The 19,262-nt window shown below is 45.2% G+C and carries 15 protein-coding genes, 1 pseudogene and 1 riboswitch; of the genes and pseudogenes, 9 read left to right on the top strand and 7 right to left on the bottom strand.

The window, feature by feature from the left end; genetic code table 11:
- Window positions 1-24: 24 nt before the first annotated feature.
- The 3 genes from hutH to dsdA all read right to left on the bottom strand — a co-directional run bounded on the left by hutH (window position 25) and on the right by dsdA (window position 4,163).
- The gene (gene hutH, locus GGQ95_RS10400) at window positions 25-1,551 is read right to left on the bottom strand and encodes a histidine ammonia-lyase (RefSeq protein ID WP_066146619.1); all 1,527 of its coding nucleotides are present in this window, start codon (window positions 1,549-1,551) and stop codon (window positions 25-27) included.
- 258 nt (window positions 1,552-1,809) lie between these two features.
- Window positions 1,810-2,259 carry a histidine utilization transcription antiterminator HutP gene (hutP, locus tag GGQ95_RS10395; RefSeq protein WP_080859734.1) on the bottom strand — a complete coding sequence of 150 codons (450 nt, stop codon included), beginning with the start codon at window positions 2,257-2,259 and terminating at the stop codon, window positions 1,810-1,812.
- 545 nt (window positions 2,260-2,804) lie between these two features.
- The gene (dsdA, locus tag GGQ95_RS10390) at window positions 2,805-4,163 is read right to left on the bottom strand and encodes a D-serine ammonia-lyase (RefSeq protein WP_080859799.1); all 1,359 of its coding nucleotides are present in this window, start codon (window positions 4,161-4,163) and stop codon (window positions 2,805-2,807) included.
- 148 nt (window positions 4,164-4,311) lie between these two features.
- On the opposite strand from dsdA, the gene GGQ95_RS10385 reads away from it, so the two are divergent.
- The 7 genes from GGQ95_RS10385 to GGQ95_RS10355 all read left to right on the top strand — a co-directional run bounded on the left by GGQ95_RS10385 (window position 4,312) and on the right by GGQ95_RS10355 (window position 11,263).
- Entirely contained in the window at window positions 4,312-5,154 is an 843-nt protein-coding gene (locus GGQ95_RS10385) for an SPFH domain-containing protein (RefSeq protein ID WP_044743885.1), read from the top strand.
- A gap of 14 nt (window positions 5,155-5,168) precedes the next feature.
- Entirely contained in the window at window positions 5,169-5,342 is a 174-nt protein-coding gene (locus GGQ95_RS10380; protein ID WP_044743904.1) for a type II toxin-antitoxin system antitoxin, read from the top strand.
- Window positions 5,343-5,968: 626 nt separating this feature from the next.
- Entirely contained in the window at window positions 5,969-7,012 is a 1,044-nt protein-coding gene (locus tag GGQ95_RS10375) for an XdhC family protein (RefSeq protein WP_183186725.1), read from the top strand.
- Window positions 7,009-7,677 carry an NTP transferase domain-containing protein gene (locus tag GGQ95_RS10370; protein ID WP_183186724.1) on the top strand — a complete coding sequence of 223 codons (669 nt, stop codon included), beginning with the start codon at window positions 7,009-7,011 and terminating at the stop codon, window positions 7,675-7,677. The genes GGQ95_RS10375 and GGQ95_RS10370 overlap by 4 nt, the downstream gene beginning before the upstream one ends.
- Window positions 7,634-9,946: a xanthine dehydrogenase family protein molybdopterin-binding subunit gene (locus tag GGQ95_RS10365; RefSeq protein ID WP_183186755.1), complete on the top strand. Its 2,313-nt coding sequence runs from the start codon at window positions 7,634-7,636 to the stop codon at window positions 9,944-9,946. The genes GGQ95_RS10370 and GGQ95_RS10365 overlap by 44 nt, the downstream gene beginning before the upstream one ends.
- A gap of 1 nt (window position 9,947) precedes the next feature.
- On the top strand, window positions 9,948-10,787 hold the full coding sequence (locus GGQ95_RS10360; protein WP_044743888.1) for an FAD binding domain-containing protein: 840 nt from the start codon (window positions 9,948-9,950) through the stop codon (window positions 10,785-10,787).
- Complete coding sequence (locus GGQ95_RS10355; protein WP_044743889.1) at window positions 10,784-11,263, top strand: (2Fe-2S)-binding protein; 480 nt, start codon at window positions 10,784-10,786, stop codon at window positions 11,261-11,263. The genes GGQ95_RS10360 and GGQ95_RS10355 overlap by 4 nt, the downstream gene beginning before the upstream one ends.
- A 125-nt stretch (window positions 11,264-11,388) precedes the next feature.
- Here GGQ95_RS10355 and thiC read toward each other — a convergent pair whose 3' ends face one another.
- Both thiC and GGQ95_RS10345 read right to left on the bottom strand, forming a co-directional pair.
- Window positions 11,389-13,110 (bottom strand): phosphomethylpyrimidine synthase ThiC, encoded by a 1,722-nt coding sequence (thiC, locus tag GGQ95_RS10350; RefSeq protein ID WP_183186723.1) that lies wholly within the window; start codon window positions 13,108-13,110, stop codon window positions 11,389-11,391.
- A 149-nt stretch (window positions 13,111-13,259) separates the two neighbouring features.
- Window positions 13,260-13,374: riboswitch (TPP riboswitch) on the bottom strand.
- Window positions 13,375-13,439: 65 nt separating this feature from the next.
- Complete coding sequence (locus tag GGQ95_RS10345) at window positions 13,440-14,693, bottom strand: methyl-accepting chemotaxis protein (protein WP_080859724.1); 1,254 nt, start codon at window positions 14,691-14,693, stop codon at window positions 13,440-13,442.
- 590 nt (window positions 14,694-15,283) lie between these two features.
- On the opposite strand from GGQ95_RS10345, the gene GGQ95_RS10340 reads away from it, so the two are divergent.
- Both GGQ95_RS10340 and GGQ95_RS18320 read left to right on the top strand, forming a co-directional pair.
- On the top strand, window positions 15,284-15,850 hold the full coding sequence (locus GGQ95_RS10340) for an NAD(P)-dependent oxidoreductase (protein WP_244963675.1): 567 nt from the start codon (window positions 15,284-15,286) through the stop codon (window positions 15,848-15,850).
- On the top strand, window positions 15,804-16,148 hold the full coding sequence (locus GGQ95_RS18320) for an NAD-binding protein (RefSeq protein WP_244963691.1): 345 nt from the start codon (window positions 15,804-15,806) through the stop codon (window positions 16,146-16,148). The genes GGQ95_RS10340 and GGQ95_RS18320 overlap by 47 nt, the downstream gene beginning before the upstream one ends.
- A gap of 57 nt (window positions 16,149-16,205) precedes the next feature.
- On the opposite strand, the gene GGQ95_RS10335 is transcribed toward GGQ95_RS18320, so the two are convergent.
- Both GGQ95_RS10335 and GGQ95_RS10330 read right to left on the bottom strand, forming a co-directional pair.
- Window positions 16,206-17,321 carry a nitric oxide synthase oxygenase gene (locus GGQ95_RS10335; protein ID WP_275900556.1) on the bottom strand — a complete coding sequence of 372 codons (1,116 nt, stop codon included), beginning with the start codon at window positions 17,319-17,321 and terminating at the stop codon, window positions 16,206-16,208.
- A gap of 142 nt (window positions 17,322-17,463) precedes the next feature.
- A pseudogene (locus GGQ95_RS10330) lies at window positions 17,464-18,796 on the bottom strand (amino acid permease); the annotation flags it as partial.
- Window positions 18,797-19,262: the final 466 nt, after the last annotated feature.

The following is a 19,262-nucleotide window of genomic DNA, read 5'->3' as shown; positions in this document are numbered from 1 at the left end:
TTGACTCATCGTTTTCCTTCCTCCTCATGAATATTGATTAACAGGTGCGGGGTGAACGAGAAAAAAAGACTGATCCACTTCCTTCAGCCACTTTGCGGCCGCTTCTATATCTTTAGAAAACACGCGGTCTTTTGTAATCGATGGTACAATTTGACGCGTCGCTTCATAAAACGCTCTTGTCTTCGCAGCCATTTTGTCTACTCCGCGATGTTCAACCGCCTGCATCGCACAAATCAACTCAATCGCGAGTACCCTGCGCACATTTTGCAAAATGGCATAAGCGTGCCGGGAAGCAATGGTTCCCATGCTGACATGGTCCTCTTGATTAGCTGATGATGGAATAGAGTCCACGCTGGCTGGATGAGCGAGCGTTTTATTTTCTGAGACAAGCGCCGCCGCCGCATATTGCATAATCATGGCACCTGATTGCAAGCCAGGAGCTGGGCTCAAAAACGGCGGCAAATCACTCAGCTGCGGGTTGACGAGTCGTTCGATCCTCCGCTCGGAAATATTGGCCAGCTCGGCGAGCGCAATTTTCATAAAATCCAGCGCTAACGCAATCGGTTGACCATGAAAGTTGCCACCAGAGATCACAGACGCTCCATCATCAAAAATTAATGGGTTGTCAGTGGCGGCGTTCATTTCAATTTCCAATTTTTCTTTTACATAATCAAGCGCCTGCCATGAAGCGCCATGTACTTGCGGAATACAACGAAGCGAATAAGCATCTTGTACGCGCAGCTGCCCTTGTTTGGTCACGAGACGGCTGTCAGCTAAATAGGTGCGAATCCTTGCGGCTACTTCCGTCTGTTGATGATAGCCGCGAGCAAGATGGACTCGTTCATCAAATGCATCCATAATTCCCTGTAGCCCTTCCAGAGTCATGGCTGCAATGAGTTCGCTTTCATATGCCAGCTGTTCAGCTTCTAAATACCCGACAACTCCCATCGCTGTCATCGCCTGCGTGCCATTGATCAGCGCTAATCCCTCTTTCGCCTTTAAGGTAATGGGAGTGAGTCCTTCTTCTGCAAGAGCTTCCATAGCAGGCACTTGCTGTCCGCGATAAAATACTTCTCCTTCACCAAGCAGCGCCAATACTAAGTGAGACAGCGGCGCCAAATCTCCGCTCGCGCCTAACGAACCTTGCTGCGGAATGACGGGATGAATTTTGGCATTTAACAAATCCAACAGCCGTTCAATGACAACCGGGCGAACACCTGAATATCCTTTCAAGAGAGCGTTAGCCCGCAATAGCAGCATAGCGCGCGAAACAGACTCCGGAAATGGTTCACCCACTCCGCATGCATGAGAATGGATTAAATTCCACTGCAGCTCCTCCACATCGTTTGCTTCAATTAATACGTCGCTGAACTTCCCAAATCCTGTATTGATTCCATATACCACCTTTTTCTTGCTAACAATCTCCTCGACTGCTTTCCGGCTCCGTTCGACCGCCTCCATACTATCTGTGGAGGCGATGACCACTTCCCCGTCGTATAGCACGCGCTTCACTTCGTTTAATGTCAACGTATGGCCGGTTAAAATCACCATTCGCTCCATCCCCCTTTGCTTTAGCAAAATAAAGGAGGAGGCCCTACCCACATCATTTATCGTTGTGGTACAGCCTCCTCCTGAACTTATCACTTTAGGCTATCCTATATATGACATGCTCCCACCACCTACGCTGACGTTAAGAGATGGGAACTTCTCGGATAATCCCTTCCTTAATGAAGAGAAGTGAACCGAGCAATTTCCATGTGTCCCACGGTTCTGTGCTGCTTTAACACTTCCTAACCATTGATAAAATGGTTAAATATGGTTTACCCCAAGACCAATCGTTTCATGCTCAAGCCCGCGAATGGGCGCTCCGATCGTTCCGTATAAAGCCACAGCGATCCATTCTCCTTCTGCCTCATTTTCATAAGGAGTCCCTCGCATCACGGCAAAACGAAGGCCGACCGTTCTCATGAGCCCACCCAATTCCACTTGGCCCCTTGTTACTCCTTGCACCGCTTCTAGCACAGCATGATACAGCGCATGCATTTCCCGATACAAGTCTCCATTTACAATGCCGTTTCGCTTCGCTGCCGTTTCAACGGCTGAAACAATTTTTTGCAGGTCCATAGAGCCGACTTTCCCTTTGCAATAACGCCAATTAAGCGCATTCAAATGGGCAATGAGCCCATGTTCTTCCTCATCCTCCAGCATGGCCATCAAAATAGCATTGCGGCCTACTCGATTTTTGGCTTGCTTAAGCACGAAAATCAACACCTATTGCTTAAATTTTCTAAATAAACTAATAGCTTATTGATATTGTAACGGCTTTGCTTGTAAATTGTCAATGAAAAAATACCATATTTTAACAAATTAATAAACTACCATATTACTTGGCTAAAGTCGATATTCGCTGTGCTTTAAGAAATGGTCTTCTACCAAACCTTGGTATCCGATCTAGAATCACGAGATGTTTGCTAATCCAGCATAATGATCCTAGAGTGAATTTTCTAGAATTGGACAACAGTTCCCCTATATTATGGGAAAACCTCAGCTTCAACAATATAGGGATTGCGTTTCCTGAAGATGGATTCATCCTTCTTTTCATTTTATGAAGGTCAATCCCACATGTTTGCATAACAAAACGAGCCAAAGGATGTCCTTCGGTTTCCTTCTCCTTTCTAAATTAGATGCTGCAGTGGTATTTACAGAATAAAAATGCCCATTCCTTTCTGCATATGCAACTAAAAAATCAGTAGCTCTGTTCATTCGCAAAACATGCTAATATGACAAGCACCTTTACTCTTGTTTTATTGCTTCGCGATTTCTTTATACAAGGTCCTTCCTTTTTCAACATATTGTTTCATCTCGGGTTCCGGTACAAGGTTTCCTCCAGTAGCCCAGCATAAATGGGTCGCCTGTTTTATGCTTTTGGACAATTGACGCTGTTCTATATACGATGTTCCTTTCATAAACAAAGAAACAGGGCCATAGACTCCCGCCAGTGCAGACGGCTCCAGTGCAATGTCTTCTTGATCTTTCATAAGTGCTAGGAGCATCAATAAATGCCGATCTGCTACCGTATAAATGCCACTGATCAGCTTTTCTACCGCTTTGCCGACAAATCGAGATGGGCGGCCGACCGCAAGTCCATCCGCTTCTGTTCGGCCGTCAATCCCAAAATCTTGAACACATACTTGATCATGCATCCCTGTCATCATTCCTAATAACATGCATGGCGAATGCGTCGGCTCAGCAAAAAAACAATGAACCGCATCGCCAAACATGAGTTTCAATCCAAACGCAATACCGCCCGGCGCCCCTCCGACCCCACATGGGAGATAAACAAACAGAGGATGTTCGTGATCCACGACAATCCCTTTTTCCGCGAATTGCTGTTTAAGGCGCAAAGCCGCAACTGCATAGCCAAGAAATAAATCGGCTGAATTTTCATCATCAATAAAATAGTTATTCAGATCGCTTTCTGCCTCTCTTCTTCCTTGTTCCACTGCCGTGCTGTAATCGGCTGAATGCTCAATCACGTGCGCGCCATTTTTTCGCAGCAAATCTTTTTTCCATTGTTTTGCTTCCGCCGACATGTGCACATTGACGCGAAAACCGAGCTTGGTTCCCATGATGCCGATGCTCAAACCAAGATTTCCTGTCGATCCAACCGTAATCGTGTACTGTGAAAAGAACGATCGGAACGCATCGCCCGCTAACACCGAATAGTCCTCTTCGCGCGACAAAAGCCCATGTTGTAATGCAAGCGCTTCGGCATGCTTCAATACTTCGTAAATTCCTCCTCTTGCTTTAATCGATCCAGCAATCGGCAAATGGCTGTCGCATTTTAGCAGCATTTTACCCGGTACATGCTGGCCAAATACCTTACCTAATAGCTGCTGCATCCCGCTTATTTCCAACAGCGATGATTCGATGATTCCGTTTGCCTGCCTGGTTTCTGGAAAAACAGTGGCAATGAATGGAGCAAAACGCTTCAGTCTCTCTTCAGCTTCCTGTACGTCATGCAAATGAAAAGATCGTTCGCTTATTGCCGCATGAAACGGCTGATAGACTGGATTGAACCAGAACGCTTCCTCCAATGATATTAGTTGCTCCAGCAATGGATAATCCTTCAACCAATCCTTAAGCTCTTTTCCATGAATCATCTGTGTCATCCTATCCACCTTCCCTTCTATATATCACTATACCGGATTACCATTCATTTTTCTGTAATGTAAAAAACAATCTTTCGTTTACATATTTTTCAAATTATGATATCATAATGATATAATCCATAATAAGGAGATGATTTTTATGAGAGAAAGCAAGGCTTGGTACGTAAACGGATTTTTAGGCATTTTGTTTATTCTCCTTTTCCTCATTGTCGCCGCTATCTCACTTTTACAACAAATGCTAATGCCTGCCATTGTACTTGCTGTATTGGCTGTTTTATTAGCAACAGGGATCACGATTGTTGAACCGAATCAAGCAAAAGTCGTCACTTTTTTTGGTCGCTACTTGGGAAGTATTCGCGATAGCGGCTTGTTTCTCACCATTCCGTTGACACGTCGCCAAACCGTGTCTCTCCGCGTCCGCAACTTTAACAGCAGTACATTGAAAGTTAACGATATTGAAGGGAATCCAATTGAAATTGCTGCCGTCATCGTCTTTAAAGTGATTGATTCTGCTAAAGCTGTTTTCGATGTCGACAATTATGAAAAGTTCGTTGCTGTGCAAAGCGAAACAGCGATCCGCCACGTAGCGACGAAATACCCATACGACACTTTTGAGCATGAAGAGATTACGTTAAGAGGAAATGCCGATATCATCTCTGATGTTCTCGCTACCGAATTGCAAGAACGTCTCAAAGTCGCTGGCGTTCAAGTAGTGGAAGCTCGCCTCAGCCATCTCGCCTACTCTCCAGAGATTGCTAGTGCGATGCTGCAACGGCAACAAGCAGCCGCTATTTTAGCCGCGCGCAAGAAGATTGTTGAAGGGGCTGTGTCTATGGCGCAAATGGCGATTGAACAGCTTGAGAAAGAGGGAGTTTTAGAATTAGACGATGAAAGAAAAGCAAACATGGTTAATAATCTAATGGTGGCGATCGTCTCTGAGCGAGCTGCACAGCCGGTTATTAATACTGGTAGTTTATATTGATGGTTGTGAGTCTTATGGCCAAAAAGAAAAATTTCCCATTAAGAATCGATCCGCACTTATACGAGGTGCTTGAACGTTGGGCACAAGACGAATTCCGCAGCGTCAACGCTCACATCGAGTTTTTATTGCGAGAAGCGGCCCGTAAAGAAGGCCGTTTAAAAAAAGAGGGAAAAAAAGAACAGGAATAAACCGCCATTTCTCTCTTTTTATTAAAACTTCAAGCTGCAAAGTGAAGAGGTCATCTCCCGACGGTCAGTCACGCTTTGACATGATCAAAACTCTTCCGACCCTTGATTTTTGCAGATATTGTTCGTTTCATCTGTATGTAAACGCCTGAGCAGCGAACCGCTTCCTCGATCAAAGAATAGTCCTCGAAGCGATGCTGTTCAGGTTTTTTCTTGTATTCGAATGACAGCAGCAAACCACAGCCCTCTCCAGTCATCGACATCGCCAGGTCATTCAAAAATTCCCTAACATATAGGTCCCAATAGAAAACTCGATCTTCATCAGACATTTCAAGGCTAGATGATTTTTTCAGTCATGACGAATTTCCAAAAGAATACAATAGTAATAGCAGTGGATGATAAGCCCAAGATGCGAGTCACTATTCTATCCTTTATCATCCTTCAGCAGAATCGATGCAGCCACTTCATCAGGTTCCTCACCGATTATGCGACTCTCCTCCTTCTCCCTGTCATTTCATCTCAAACATCTCTCCTTCATTCGATTACAGAAACAGCAGCTGATGAGGTGGTTGATCATCATCAAACACCGATACTTGGCAAAATTTTTTTGCGGTGGTGAGAAACGAAAAATGGAAAACTACCATACTGTCCTAGAGGCTATCACTTCCTCACAAAAACAAGGAATACTGGCGATCATTGTCCATGTCGAGGGGTCGGCATACCAAAAGGAAGGAGCGTGCATGTGGATAGATGAGGAAGGTTACATAACAGGACTCATTAGCGGCGGATGTCTCGAAGAAGCCCTTTCCATCCAAGCACAAGAAATATGGCAAAGCCAACGGCCGACCATTGCTACGTTTGATCTTAAACAGGAAGATGATTTGTCATGGGGGCAAGGTGTCGGGTGCAACGGAACGATTCATCTTTTATTGCTGCCTATCACGGAACAGCTGAGAGCCGATTTGTTAACAGTCAAAAGACATTTAGAACAAAACCAACACGTTTTAATGGCAAAAAAATGGGGAGAAGCGGCAACTGACGAGAATAGCTGGCTATTTTTAGCTGAAAATGGACAGCGATGGGGAAATGTTGAATATGAAATTCCTGCCGACCTATTAAACCAACTGCATGCTGTCGGCACGTTTCAAACAAAGAATGGGATTTTCACTATTTCTGGGGCTTCTTTTTATTTGCAGCACTTTTGGCCCAAACCGCGCCTTATTATTTTTGGAGCGAACCATGATGTCAAACCGCTCGTGTCATTTGCCAAGCAGACGGGGTTTTCTGTCACTGTCGTCGATTGGCGGCCTGCTCTTTGCTGCCCCGAGCAGATTCCAGATGCCGATCAGTGGATGGTTGGCTTTCCGAAAGAAGCAATCCCTCAGCTTCGTTTATGCGAACGAGATTTTGTCGTGATTATGACCCATCAGTTTCAGCGTGACCAAGAGCTTGTGTCTCTTCTTAGCCAACAGCCACTATTCTATTGTGGCATTTTAGGACCGAAAAGGCGCACCGCACGCCTCTTTCCCGATTTCTCCATTCCCGATGGTATCCATTCGCCAATTGGACTTTCCATCGGTGCGCGCGGCCCTGAAGAAATTGCGATCAGCATTTTAGCAGAAATGATTCATGTGCTGCGAAAACATCCATCTCCAGAAGGGGGAATAAGATGAAAGCTCCTCGAACCGTCGGGATTTACTTAGCCGCTGGAAAAAGTGCAAGAATGGGAACCGATAAACGATTGCTTCCATTTGCTGACTATTCTCTCGGATCCACTGCCTTACAAGCAGCCGTTTTGTCTTCCCTTTCTCACATTTTTGTGGTTGTACCTATGGAGGATCCACTTGACTGGATGCTACATGAATTACGTCATCATGAAAAATGCATCATCATTCGTTGCGCTTCTGATTGGGGATTCGCCCATTCATTGCGATGCGGACTCCATCTTGCTATCAAGCTTCATGCTGAAGCAGCCGTGGTAGTGCTGGCCGATCAACCATTTATTACAGCTGCTATGATTAATGATCTTATCAACGCTTATTGCCAACATCGCACCGATTATGTCGCTTTTTCATCCAAATCGAGGCCTTCTCCGCCCATTCTCTTTAGCGCTGCTTTATTCTCTGAACTGCTCGACATTTATGGTGACGAGGGAGCACGCCAGCTGTTTCGCAAGAATAGCCACTGGAATGGAAGGTTACTAACAGCCAATGACATGGACTTGTTTTTCGATATTGATACATTCGTAGACTATGAAACAGCGATCAGGCGCTGGAATCAAAAAAGGAGGGTTTATCATGATTGGAAAGAGCGTCATTCGCAAAGAGGCTTGGGATAAAGTAACTGGGCGGGCCAAATATACTCATGATAAGCTGCAGCAAGGCATGCTGCACGCCCATCTTGTTACAAGCCCTTATGCTCACGCTCTTATTCACGAAATTCACTTCGAAAAAGCGCTCTCCGTTCCAGGAGTACGCGCTGTCGTGACAGGAAAAGGACTTCCTCTGACAGGAGAGGATTTACGAGACCGGCCGCCAATCGCTTTTGATAAAGTGCGTTATCATGGTGAAGTAGTGGCGATCGTAGTCGCCGATACCCCTATACAAGCAGAGAAGGGAGCCAATCTGGTTCAAATCGTATACGAACCGCTCCCAACGGTCGGTTCGCCACGTGCCGCATTACAAGCTGACGCCCCGTTGATTCATGAAAATCTAGGAAGCTATGAAAAAAATGATCACACTTATCCTGAACCGAATACGAATATCGCCCACCGCACCAAAATTCGCAAAGGCAATATGGAAAAAGGCTGGAGCGAAAGCGAAGTCGTGATTGAGACCAGCGTCGCATTTTCCCCCTCAGATCATTTAGCGATGGAAACAAGATGTGCAACAGCCGAAATTTTTCCGGACGGAAGGATTGAGATCACCGCCTCTACCCAGTCGCCATTTATGATCAAAAAACTAATCAGTACTTATTTTGGCGAAGATGTCGGAAAAGTGGTTGTGCATACGCCTTTGGTCGGCGGGGGTTACGGAGGAAAGGCACCCGTTCAATTAGAACTGCTCGCTTATTTAGCCTCTAAAGCAGTGAGAGGCCGTAAAGTCAGCGTTTGGAATACAAGGGAACAGGACATGATTACATCGCCCGTGCACATCGGAATGGAGGCGACTGTCAAGCTCGGTTGTACAAAGGATGGAATGATAAAGGCGGCTGAAATATTGTTTTTATTTGACGGAGGAGCCTACTCTGATAAAGCGATTGATGTCACTCGTGCTGCCGCAGTAGATTGCACAGGGCCCTATCGCATTGAAAATGTATGGTGCGATTCGCTCTGTATCTATACGAACCATCCATACGCCTCGCCTTTTCGTAGCTTTGGCCACTGTGAACAAGCCTTTGCCATTGAACGGGCCATGGATATATTAGCTGAAAAGCTGGGCATGGATAAGCTCGAGCTGCGGCTGAAAAATGCGATTTTGCCCGGCCATACGACTCCGACCCGCGTCCTTCTTAATCGAAGCAATGTCGGCAATTTGCCCGCTTGCATCAAACGGCTGCGCGAGCTCATTCAGTGGGATCAATGGCAGCGAATCGAACTAAATGCCCGCACTGTTCGCGCCAAGGGTGTGAGCTGCTCTTGGAAAACATCCACGATTGACACCGAGGCCAGCTCCGGTGCGATTGTAACTTTCAACCCTGATGGAAGCGTTAATCTCATGTCCGGCGTTGTCGAAATCGGCACAGGCTCTAAAACGGTTCTCGCCCAAATTCTTGCTGGAAAGCTAAAAATGGACATTGATGATATTCACGTAAAAATGGATATCGACACGCAAAGCACACCAGAGCATTGGAAAACAGTCGCCAGTCGCGGCACATTTATGGGGGGGCGAGCTGTGTTAAATGCAGCCGAAGATGCCATTCGGCAGTTAAAAGCGATCGCTGCTTGTGTGCTCCGCTCCCCCATCGAAGATTTAGAAGTCGGCTACGGCAAAGTATTTGTACGCGATGATCCTGCTATTTTTATTCCGATCAAAGATATTGCTTATGGCTATAAATATCCGAACGGAAACGCGATTGGCGGACAAATTATTGGACGCGGCAATTACACGTTGCGTCATTTAACTCCTCTTGATAAGGAAACAGGAGCAGGGAAGCCCGGCCCAGAGTGGACGGTATGTGCCCATGCAGTAGAAATTGAATTCGATAAACGCGATTGCACCTATCAAATTCTTAAAGCCGTATCGGTCGTTGATGTCGGGGAGGTGCTCAATTGGAAAGCAGCGATCGGACAGATCATCGGGGCAATGAGCATGGGGCTGAGCTTTGCCAGCCGCGAAACCTTTTTATTTGACCGATATGAGCGCGTATTAAATCCACAGATACGGACCTATCAGCCAATCCGCTTTGGCGAGCATCCAGAATATATAGCCGATTTTATCAAAACACCTCAAATAGATGCGCCTTATGGAGCACGAGGTGCTGGAGAGCACGGTCTCATCGGCATTCCTGCAGCACTGGCCAATGCCTTATCAATCGCTGCTGGCGTTCCTCTTAACAAATTGCCGCTGTTCCCTGAACAAATTTGGCGAGCGCAAAAGGGGAAATAATATGGTTTCATTTGATTTCACATACCATCGTCCATCATCAATCGAAGAGGCCGTTCAGTTATTTGCATCGCTTCAGCGTCAAGGAAAAACGCCCATCTATTATAGCGGAGGAACAGAAATCATTACCCTCTCGCGCCTAAATCTTGTATTTGCAGATGCCGTTATTGATATCAAGCACATTCCAGAATGCCAGTCATTTGACATTTCACAAAATCAATTAGTACTCGGCACCGCTCTTACTCTTACCGCTATTGAGGAAACAAACGCATTTCCGCTATTAGCCAAGGCGGCAAGTGAAATTGCAGATCGCACGGCGCGCAATCAGATTACGCTTGGAGGCAACATTTGCGGCCAAATTTTTTACCGTGAAACCGTACTGCCTCTTTTACTTGTAGACAGTGATATTGTGATTGCTGGAAAATCGGGGGTTCAGCAAAGACCGATTCATGAAGTCTTCCAGCAAAGCATCCAACTGCAGCCTGGGGAGTTTCTTGTGCAAGTCAAAATGAATGCGGCATATTTAACGATGCCCCATGTCCATATGAAACGCCGAAAACAGGGCAAGGTTGGCTACCCGCTCGTCACCGTTTCCGCTTTAAAAAAAGGAAATGAACTCCGCACTGCTTTTAGCGGCGTCTGTCCATTTCCATTTCGTTCGCCAAAAGTAGAAGAGATGTTAAATGCCCGCCATCTTCCGATCGACGCACGAATCGACTATGCGTTACAGCAATTGCCCGAACCGATTTTGGATGATATCGAAGGTTCAGCGGAATATCGTTTATTTGTGTTAAAAAATACGCTTTGGGACATTCTTACTGAACTGGAGGAGGCCGAAAGATGAGTTCATCATCCAAATGTGAAATACCGCTTACTGTCAATGGAGAGAAATACTCCGTGATAGCCAGACAAGCGGATACGCTTCTTTTTGTTCTTCGCAATCACCTTGGTTTGACAGGCGCCAAGCCGGGTTGTTTAAACGGCGATTGCGGTGCATGCACCGTATTGATGGATAAAACGCCGATTAAATCGTGTATGATACTAGCCATTGAAGCCATTGGAAAATCCGTTACAACCATTGAGGGATTGCGCGATGCCCCCATCCAACGAGCATTTGTCGAGCATTTCGCCTTTCAATGCGGATATTGCACGCCCGGGTTTATTATGAACGCCCATGCTCTTGTTGAAAGCACGCCGAACGCCTCGGAACCAATCATTGAAAAGTGGCTTGAATCCAATGTTTGTCGTTGCACCAGCTACTTTGAAATTGAGCAGGCGGTCAAATCTGTGCTCGCAGAAAAGCAAGCAAGCAAAGACTGATTACTTTTTAGCCTTTCCCGCCATATTGGCCGGGAAAGGCTTTTCTGTGAATGAACCAGATGCTCCTCTTCATACGCACCGCGTGATCCGTCAGCAAGACAAATCCATGTCCCTATTGAGCTTGATCATTGATAAAGTCTCGAACCGGTTTCAACAAACTCCTTCGCTTTTTGCTTCATCCCGTCCTCTTTTATGCTTTTTTGCAAATCATGGGAAATTTTCATCGAACAAAATTTGGGGACGCACATGGAACAAAAATGAGCCACCTTCGCCCCTTCCGCCGGGAGTGTCTCATCGTGATATTCCCTAGCCCGTTCCGGGTCCAGCGAGAGATGGAATTGGTCGTTCCAACGAAACTCAAAGCGCGCTTTCGACAGCGCATCATCCCGCATTTGCGCTCCTGGATGCCCTTTCGCTAAGTCAGCAGCATGCGCCGCAATTTTATAAGCAATCACTCCTTGGCGCACATCCTCCTTATTCGGCAATCCTAAATGCTCTTTCGGCGTCACATAACAAAGCATCGCGGTTCCATACCAGCCGATCATTGCCGCACCGATCGCTGATGTAATATGGTCATATCCCGGGGCGATATCCGTCGTCAGCGGACCAAGCGTATAAAATGGCGCACCATGGCAAATCTCCATCTGCCTGTCGACATTTTCTTTGATTTTATCCATCGGCACATGCCCAGGCCCTTCAATCATCACTTGGACATCATGCTTCCATGCTATTTGAGTGAGCTCGCCAAGCGTCTCTAATTCTGCAAATTGCGCTTCATCATTGGCATCGGCAATCGATCCAGGCCGCAAACCGTCTCCTAACGATATGGCGATATCATAGGACTTTAAAATTTCGCAAATTTCCTCAAAATGAGTGTATAAGAAATTTTCCTGATGATGGGCCAAACACCATTGCGCCATAATCGAGCCACCGCGCGACACAATTCCTGTTGTTCTTCCAATAGTCAAAGGTATATAACGAAGCAATACCCCAGCGTGAATCGTAAAATAGTCAACTCCTTGTTCAGCCTGCTCAATCAGTGTATCGCGATAAACTTCCCACGATAAATCTTCAACTATTCCATTCACCTTTTCCAACGCTTGATAGATCGGAACCGTCCCAACCGGAACAGGGGAATTGCGAATAATAAACTCTCTCGTCGTATGAATCTGCTTTCCTGTTGATAAATCCATAATCGTATCTGCTCCCCAGCGGACAGCCCAGAGCATTTTCTCCACTTCCTCGTCAATTGATGAAGTGACGGCTGAATTGCCGATATTAGCGTTAATTTTGACATGAAAACGTCTCCCAATAATCATTGGTTCACTTTCCGGATGGTTGATATTGGCTGGGATAATCGCCCGCCCGGCCGCGATCTCTTGACGGACCAGCTCTGGATCCATCTGCTCCCGAATAGCGACAAATTCCATCTCCGGAGTAACGATTCCGCGTTTCGCATAATGCATTTGTGTGACTGCCTTGCCATTTTTGGCGCGTAGCGGCGTCCGCTTAAAGGGAAGATAGACGTTCGATTCCTTTCCTTTCGAGAGACCGTTGTCCTCTGGACGCACGGGCCGTCCTTCATATTCCTCGACATCGTCTCTTTCTAAAATCCAACGCTTGCGCAGTTCAGGAAGCCCGCGGTAAATATCTGCTTGAAATTCCGTGTCGGTATACGGTCCGCTTGTGTCATATACACAGATCGGATCGTTTTTAGACTCTCCGGCTTCCGTCTTGGTTGGGCTTAGCGTAATTTCACGCATAGGAACGCGAATATCAGGACGCGATCCTTCTACATACACTTTTTTACTGGCTGAAAACGGCATAGAAGATAAAACGTTTTGCATGCAACCCTTCCTCCTTTTTGTTTCATTCGATCTAAGGGCTACACCAAAACGTACGAAAAAAAGACGGTGGGGAAAAAGCAAAAATCGGGTTCTCCAAAAAGAGAACCCGATGGAATCAACAAATAGCGCAAAGTATATGCAACAATCCATACTCCCACTATCTACTTCCCTACGCTGGCATAACCCAGATCAGGTTCAAAGGGTCAAAGAACTTTCGCGCGTTCTTCTCTCAGTCCAAGCTATTGGACTCCCCTAGTAGATCCATTATTTACTTTTAGAGAAATTTTAGCATATTTATTCATTTATGTAAACATTTTTCTTATGTTTTCCTATACCCGAAATTTCCCTAATAGATTCTGCATTTCTCCAGCCATTTCATTCAGCGCAGAAGCAGAAGAAGCGATTTCTTCCATAGAAGCCATCTGTTCTTGGGTCGCTGCTGAAATATGGCTAGAGCCCGCTGACGATTGCTCCACGATTTCTGCCATATGTTCAATGGCTGAAGCAACGTTCTGGGCGCTTTGCGTCATTTGGCGAATCACGACTGAAACTCCTTCAATTTGTTCATTGACCCCGTTAATAGATTGCCGGATTTGTTCAAAAGAAAGTCCGGCTGTTTGAACGACATGAAGCCCTTGAGAAACTTCATCGGCAACAACATCCATTGACCCAATGGCTTTATCGGTTTCTTGTTGAATGTCATCAATTAATTTTGTAATTTGCTGGGCGGATTGTGCCGATTGCTCCGCCAGCTTTCTCACTTCATCAGCGACAACGGCAAATCCCTTCCCTTGCTCTCCCGCCCGCGCTGCCTCGATTGCCGCATTTAATGCGAGCAAGTTGGTTTGTGAAGAAATCCCTGTGATGACTTGCGTGATTTGGCCGATTTCAGTAGAACGTTCTCCTAATCCTTTAATGATTTGACCGAGCAATTGGACATGCTCATGAATAAAACGCATTTGCTCTTCCATTTTTTCAATCGATTGTTTTCCTGCTGCCGCTTTCATCAACATTTCACCTGCATTCGTGGTCACCTGTTCTGTATTCGCAGCGACTTGCAGTAAGGAACTGGAAATTTCATTCATGGAATAAGACGTTTCTTTTGTCATCTTGGCTTGTTGGTCTGAGTGAGATACGATGTTTTCCATGGTTGTTGCAATTTGTTCCGTCGCTTTTGTTGTTTGCTCCGTATTATGGGAAAGCTGCTCGGCAAATAACGTCATCTCATCTGAATGGCGCTTCATATGCGCCATGACCTCACCCCATGTTTTGGCCATTTCGTTCATGCAAAGAGCGATCGGCCTCAGTTCTTTGACACTCTCCACAGGAACTCGCACAGATAAATCGCCTTCCGTCATTTTTTCTAAATAGTCATTAATGATCGCAATCGGTGCAACAAAACGACGATAATTCAAAGTAGCTGACAAAATACCTAGAACAATGCCAAATAATGCCGTCCCTGCTATGGTCCATCCAAAAGCGGAACCGCTGATCCCGTTTCCTAAGCATACCGCTAGAGCAATTAGTACCACTCCAGGAATGACAACCATCAGAGTGCGAATAATATAGCTTGATAGTGACACCTTTGTTCCCTCCGAATTTTCAGTCAATTCATAAATATTATATCATTCCTTTTCTACAAAACGAAAGATAATTTTTATTATAGTATACTTTTAAAAACCGACATATTAAGACATATAAATTATATATTCGCTCTTATTATTTTATAAATATAACGAACAACGACTATTTGATTCTTCACTTATTCCATTTCGTCTCATGAAGCATTGGGCATTTCTCTAGGACTATCGCATGCTGAATATTTTCCTCGTAGCGGATCTGCTTGCTCCATGTGACAGAAATCAGCAAGAGCCTGCTTTTCAGTGCGCAAAAATGGAGGCAGCCCTCCCCTAGCTATCTATTTCTCCCTCTTTGCAAAATCACAGCGATTGATTGCTCCTGTTATCAACTCTGACTTCGCATTCCACTTCAGCGCTGGCGTTTCCCTTGAATCACACGAAACAAAAGTGGTAAAATCACGAAAAAAAAGAGCCAATATTATCCCATGAAACAGGGGAAAACGCCTCCCTCCTTTTCCATGGGCGGGAATACCTACCCCCCTTCTCGGCAAAGTGTAGGTGGGAAGCGTTCAAAAAAGGAAAGGGGATTAACAATGATCGGATTCATTGGTCTAGGACTTATGGGAAGCCGTATGGCAAGAAATTTACTTGAAAGCGGGTATGAGCTTATCGTCCATAACCGCACAAAAGAAAAAGCCGCTCCGCTGTTAGAAGCAGGAGCAAAGTGGGCCAATTCGCCGAAAGAAGCCGCTGAACAAGCCGATGTACTCTTTACGATGCTTGCCCATCCAAAAGCGGTTGAAGCCGCTGCTTTTGGGGAAAACGGCTTTTTGCATCATTTATCGCCAGAAAAGCTGTGGGTGGACTGCAGCACGGTGGATCCGTCCTTTACGCGCCAAATGGCAGAAGAGGCCAGAAAGCGAGGCATTCACTTTTTAGATGCTCCTGTCTCCGGCTCGGTGATTCCGGCCGAAAAAGGAGAGTTAGTCTTTTTTGTAGGCGGGGATCCGAAAGATCTTAAGAAAGTGGAACCGGTTGAATGTCATGGGGAAAGCGATCCATTATCAAGGAGAAAATGGCAAAGGAACAGCCATGAAGCTTGTCGTGAATCTAATGCTCGCTCATTCAATGGCAGCTTTCGCGGAGGCTGTTGCGCTTAGCGAAGCGCTTGGATTAGAGACAGAAACGGTTGTCAACACGCTTCTGAACGGTCCGACCGCTGCCCCCTTTTTAAGCGGGAAACGCGAAAAAATTCTTCAGCGCCAGTTCGCAACAGAATTCCCGCTTGCATATATGCAAAAGGATTTACAGCTGATCGCCCAAGCCGCTTATGAGCATCACATTTCTTTGCCGCTTACGAATGTCGCCAAAGAAATCTATGGCCTCGCCAGCCAAAATGGATGGGCTCAGGAAGATTTTTCGGCGATTTATTCGTTTTTATCAATCAAAAGAAAATAACCGCCTGTCTCCATAAACAGCGCAGTGACAGGCAGCGGATATTCCTTTATCCATCGTTTATGATTCATACGGGCGGCTTTGATAAAAGAAATTCGGCACAACGACCGTATTGTCATAGTTTTTATGAAAAATGTGCGTTGTCGCTGGTGAAACAGGAGGAATCAGCCATGTCCAATCCCCTGTGACATGGCGGCACGCTTCCTGCTCTTTTTGCTCAAACAATTTAAATTGCTGGGCGGCTGTATGGTGGTCGACCATACTGACACCCGCTTTTTTATAAGAATAAAGCACGGCCATGTTTAATTCAATTAATGCTTTATCCTTCCAAAGTGTTGCATTTGTACTCATATCAAGTCCCATGCAAGAAGCGATCTTTGGAAGCATATTGTAACGGTAATCGTCAGCTAAATTGCGCGCCCCGATTTCCGTTTCCATATACCATCCGTTAAATGGCGCAGCCATGTAACGGATGCCGCCAATTTCCAGACACATATCAGAAATAATCGGCACCGCATACCATTTTAACTGCAGATCCCGAAACCATGAAAAGCTCGGATGCTCCAACGGCACTTCTAACACAAGCTCTTTTGGGATTTCGAACCATTTCGGCTGTTTTCCTGAAACTTGAATAACAAGCGGCAATATATCAAAATGGGTGCGTTCCCCTTCCCAACCGAGCTGTTGGCACGCCTTTGTCAACGTAAGCGAGGCAGAATCGCCAATGATTCCGTCCTTTGTCTCATAGCCGGCATAACGGATTAATTGATGATTCCAAATACGAACGGTCCCATCCGGTTTAAAGACGGTAATCGTCGGCCGGATCTTTCCATTGTTTGTCGCAAACTCAATATGGTGCAATAAATGGGCAGCCACATCCTCTTCTGTTTCGGCATGCCTAGCATCGATGACCTGCAGCGTCTGCCAAAACAAGCGACCGATGCAGCGATTGCTGTTGCGCCACGCCATTTTGGCACCATGCTCCAGCTCTTCATACGTATGGCTATAAGTGCCCGTTTGCTCCATTTCATCGCGGATTTGCTGCAAACGCTGTCTGATTGTTTCTTCGCTTTTTCCCAATTCCTGATAGCACAACCGAATAAACTGCACTGCTTCATTCCATAACTGTTCTTGATTGCGCAACATACGTCCCTCAATTTCCTTGTGTTTTTTCATCTGTTCGTCCAAAGTCATTGTATCAAAAAATAGGGCCCATGTCCGGAGCCCTATTTCACTTTTCACATTTTCTCCATATTCACCTGAACCGATGATTGTAGCTTAGCTGTGCGGTGTTTAGCGACAAGATGATAGTAAATATAGCATGCCACCATAAATGGAATCCCGCAATAAAGCGCCAACCGCTGATCCGGAATAAAAGCAAGGCTAATAATCACGACTACATTTAACGAAAACGCCAAAAGAGGAACAATCGGATAAAGCGGTGTCCGATATTTTAAATCAGCCACATTGCCTCCCTGCTTTAAATATGCTCTTCTTGATAAATAATTTGATAGAGCGATAGAGGCCCATACGGTAACAGCGCCAAATCCGGCAATTGAAAGCAACCATACATAAACGGTATCCTCAGCAAAAATACCACATAGCAAAGATAGGCAACCAATTAACATACTTGCGATCAGCGCATTAATCGGGACGCCATTTTTGGAGAGCTTACTGAAAATCGGACTTACCATTCCTTGGCGAGACATGGACCAAAGCACACGCGAAGTAGCATAAAGGCCCGAGTTCGCTACAGATAAAACAGCCGTAATAATGACAAAATTGACAATATCCGCAGCATACGGGATTCCGATATTGTCAAATACAACTACAAACGGGCTCTCCACTAATCCTGCCTTTTCCCATGGGAACAACCCTGCTAAAACAAAAATGGCCAACACAAAGAAAAGCAAAATTCGCCAAACCGTGTTATTGATTGCCTTTGGCACGGTTTTTTCCGGGTTTTCACTTTCCCCAGCCGCAACACCCACAAGCTCTGTTCCTTGGAAAGAGAAGTTAACACCAATCATCGTGACCAAAATCGCTGCAAGACCGTTTGGAAATAATCCGCCATGATCTGTGAAGTTGGAAAACAGCGGAGCCGCCTGACCGCCTTTCATTTCAAGCAGGCCGAACATAGCGGCTCCACCTAATAAAATGAAGGCAATAATGGTAAGGACTTTAATGCTGGAAAACCAAAATTCGACCTCGGCAAAGCTTCTTGATGATAACGCATTAATGGAAAATAAAACAACAGCAAAAATGACGCACCAAATCCAAGAAGGGACATCTGGAAACCATCGTTTCATTAAAATGCTGACGGTTAAAAGTTCTAAACCGACCGTTACCGACCAATTCAACCAAGAAAGCCAGCCGATCACATAACCGGCAGAAGGAGATATAAACTTTGTGGCGTAGGTTTGATATGAGCCCGCATCAGGCAAAGACACGGCCAATTCCCCAAGACAAAGCATCGTTAAATACATCACAAATCCACCAAATAAATAAGCCACAATGGCTCCGCCCGGACCTGCTTCATGAATCGTATATCCCGAACCTAAAAACAAGCCTGTTCCGATCACTCCACCGAGCGCGATCATGAACAAATGCCTGCTTTTCAGTTCGCGCTTCAAACCATGTGTTGTTTGCATTTATCCATTCCCCCTTTTGAAAACATGATCATGTAAGCGCTTTATATTTTCGTGACAATAAGTATCGTTCACTCCTTTCGACCATCTTAAGAATATTTTAGTTATTCTAATATTATCATTACTTAAAATGAAAACGCAAAATTTTTTTATTAGAATATTTATTTATAAAGTTATTTATTTATAAATCAATATTTTTAATATTTCGAAAAAATTTATTTAAGATTGAATATATTTTCTCTTTATCGCATTTTTATAATGTCCCTATAACTCAAAAATAGCCTGAATCGCTCTTAAATCAAGAACAAAATGCTTTTTCAATATGGGGAGACATTCCTATGTATCTTCAATATCCTCCATCCTTCCATAGAGCTTGGATGAACAAAAATAAAAGAGGAGGTTTCATCCTTTTGTGGTGGAAAAATCGTGTCATCCATACAAGTTATACCGATGCATCCAGAAGAGGGAA

The organism is Anoxybacteroides rupiense, assembly GCF_014196195.1.
GTDB classification, from domain to species: domain Bacteria; phylum Bacillota; class Bacilli; order Bacillales; family Anoxybacillaceae; genus Anoxybacteroides; species Anoxybacteroides rupiense.
This window is presented reverse-complemented; position numbering and strand designations above follow the sequence as displayed.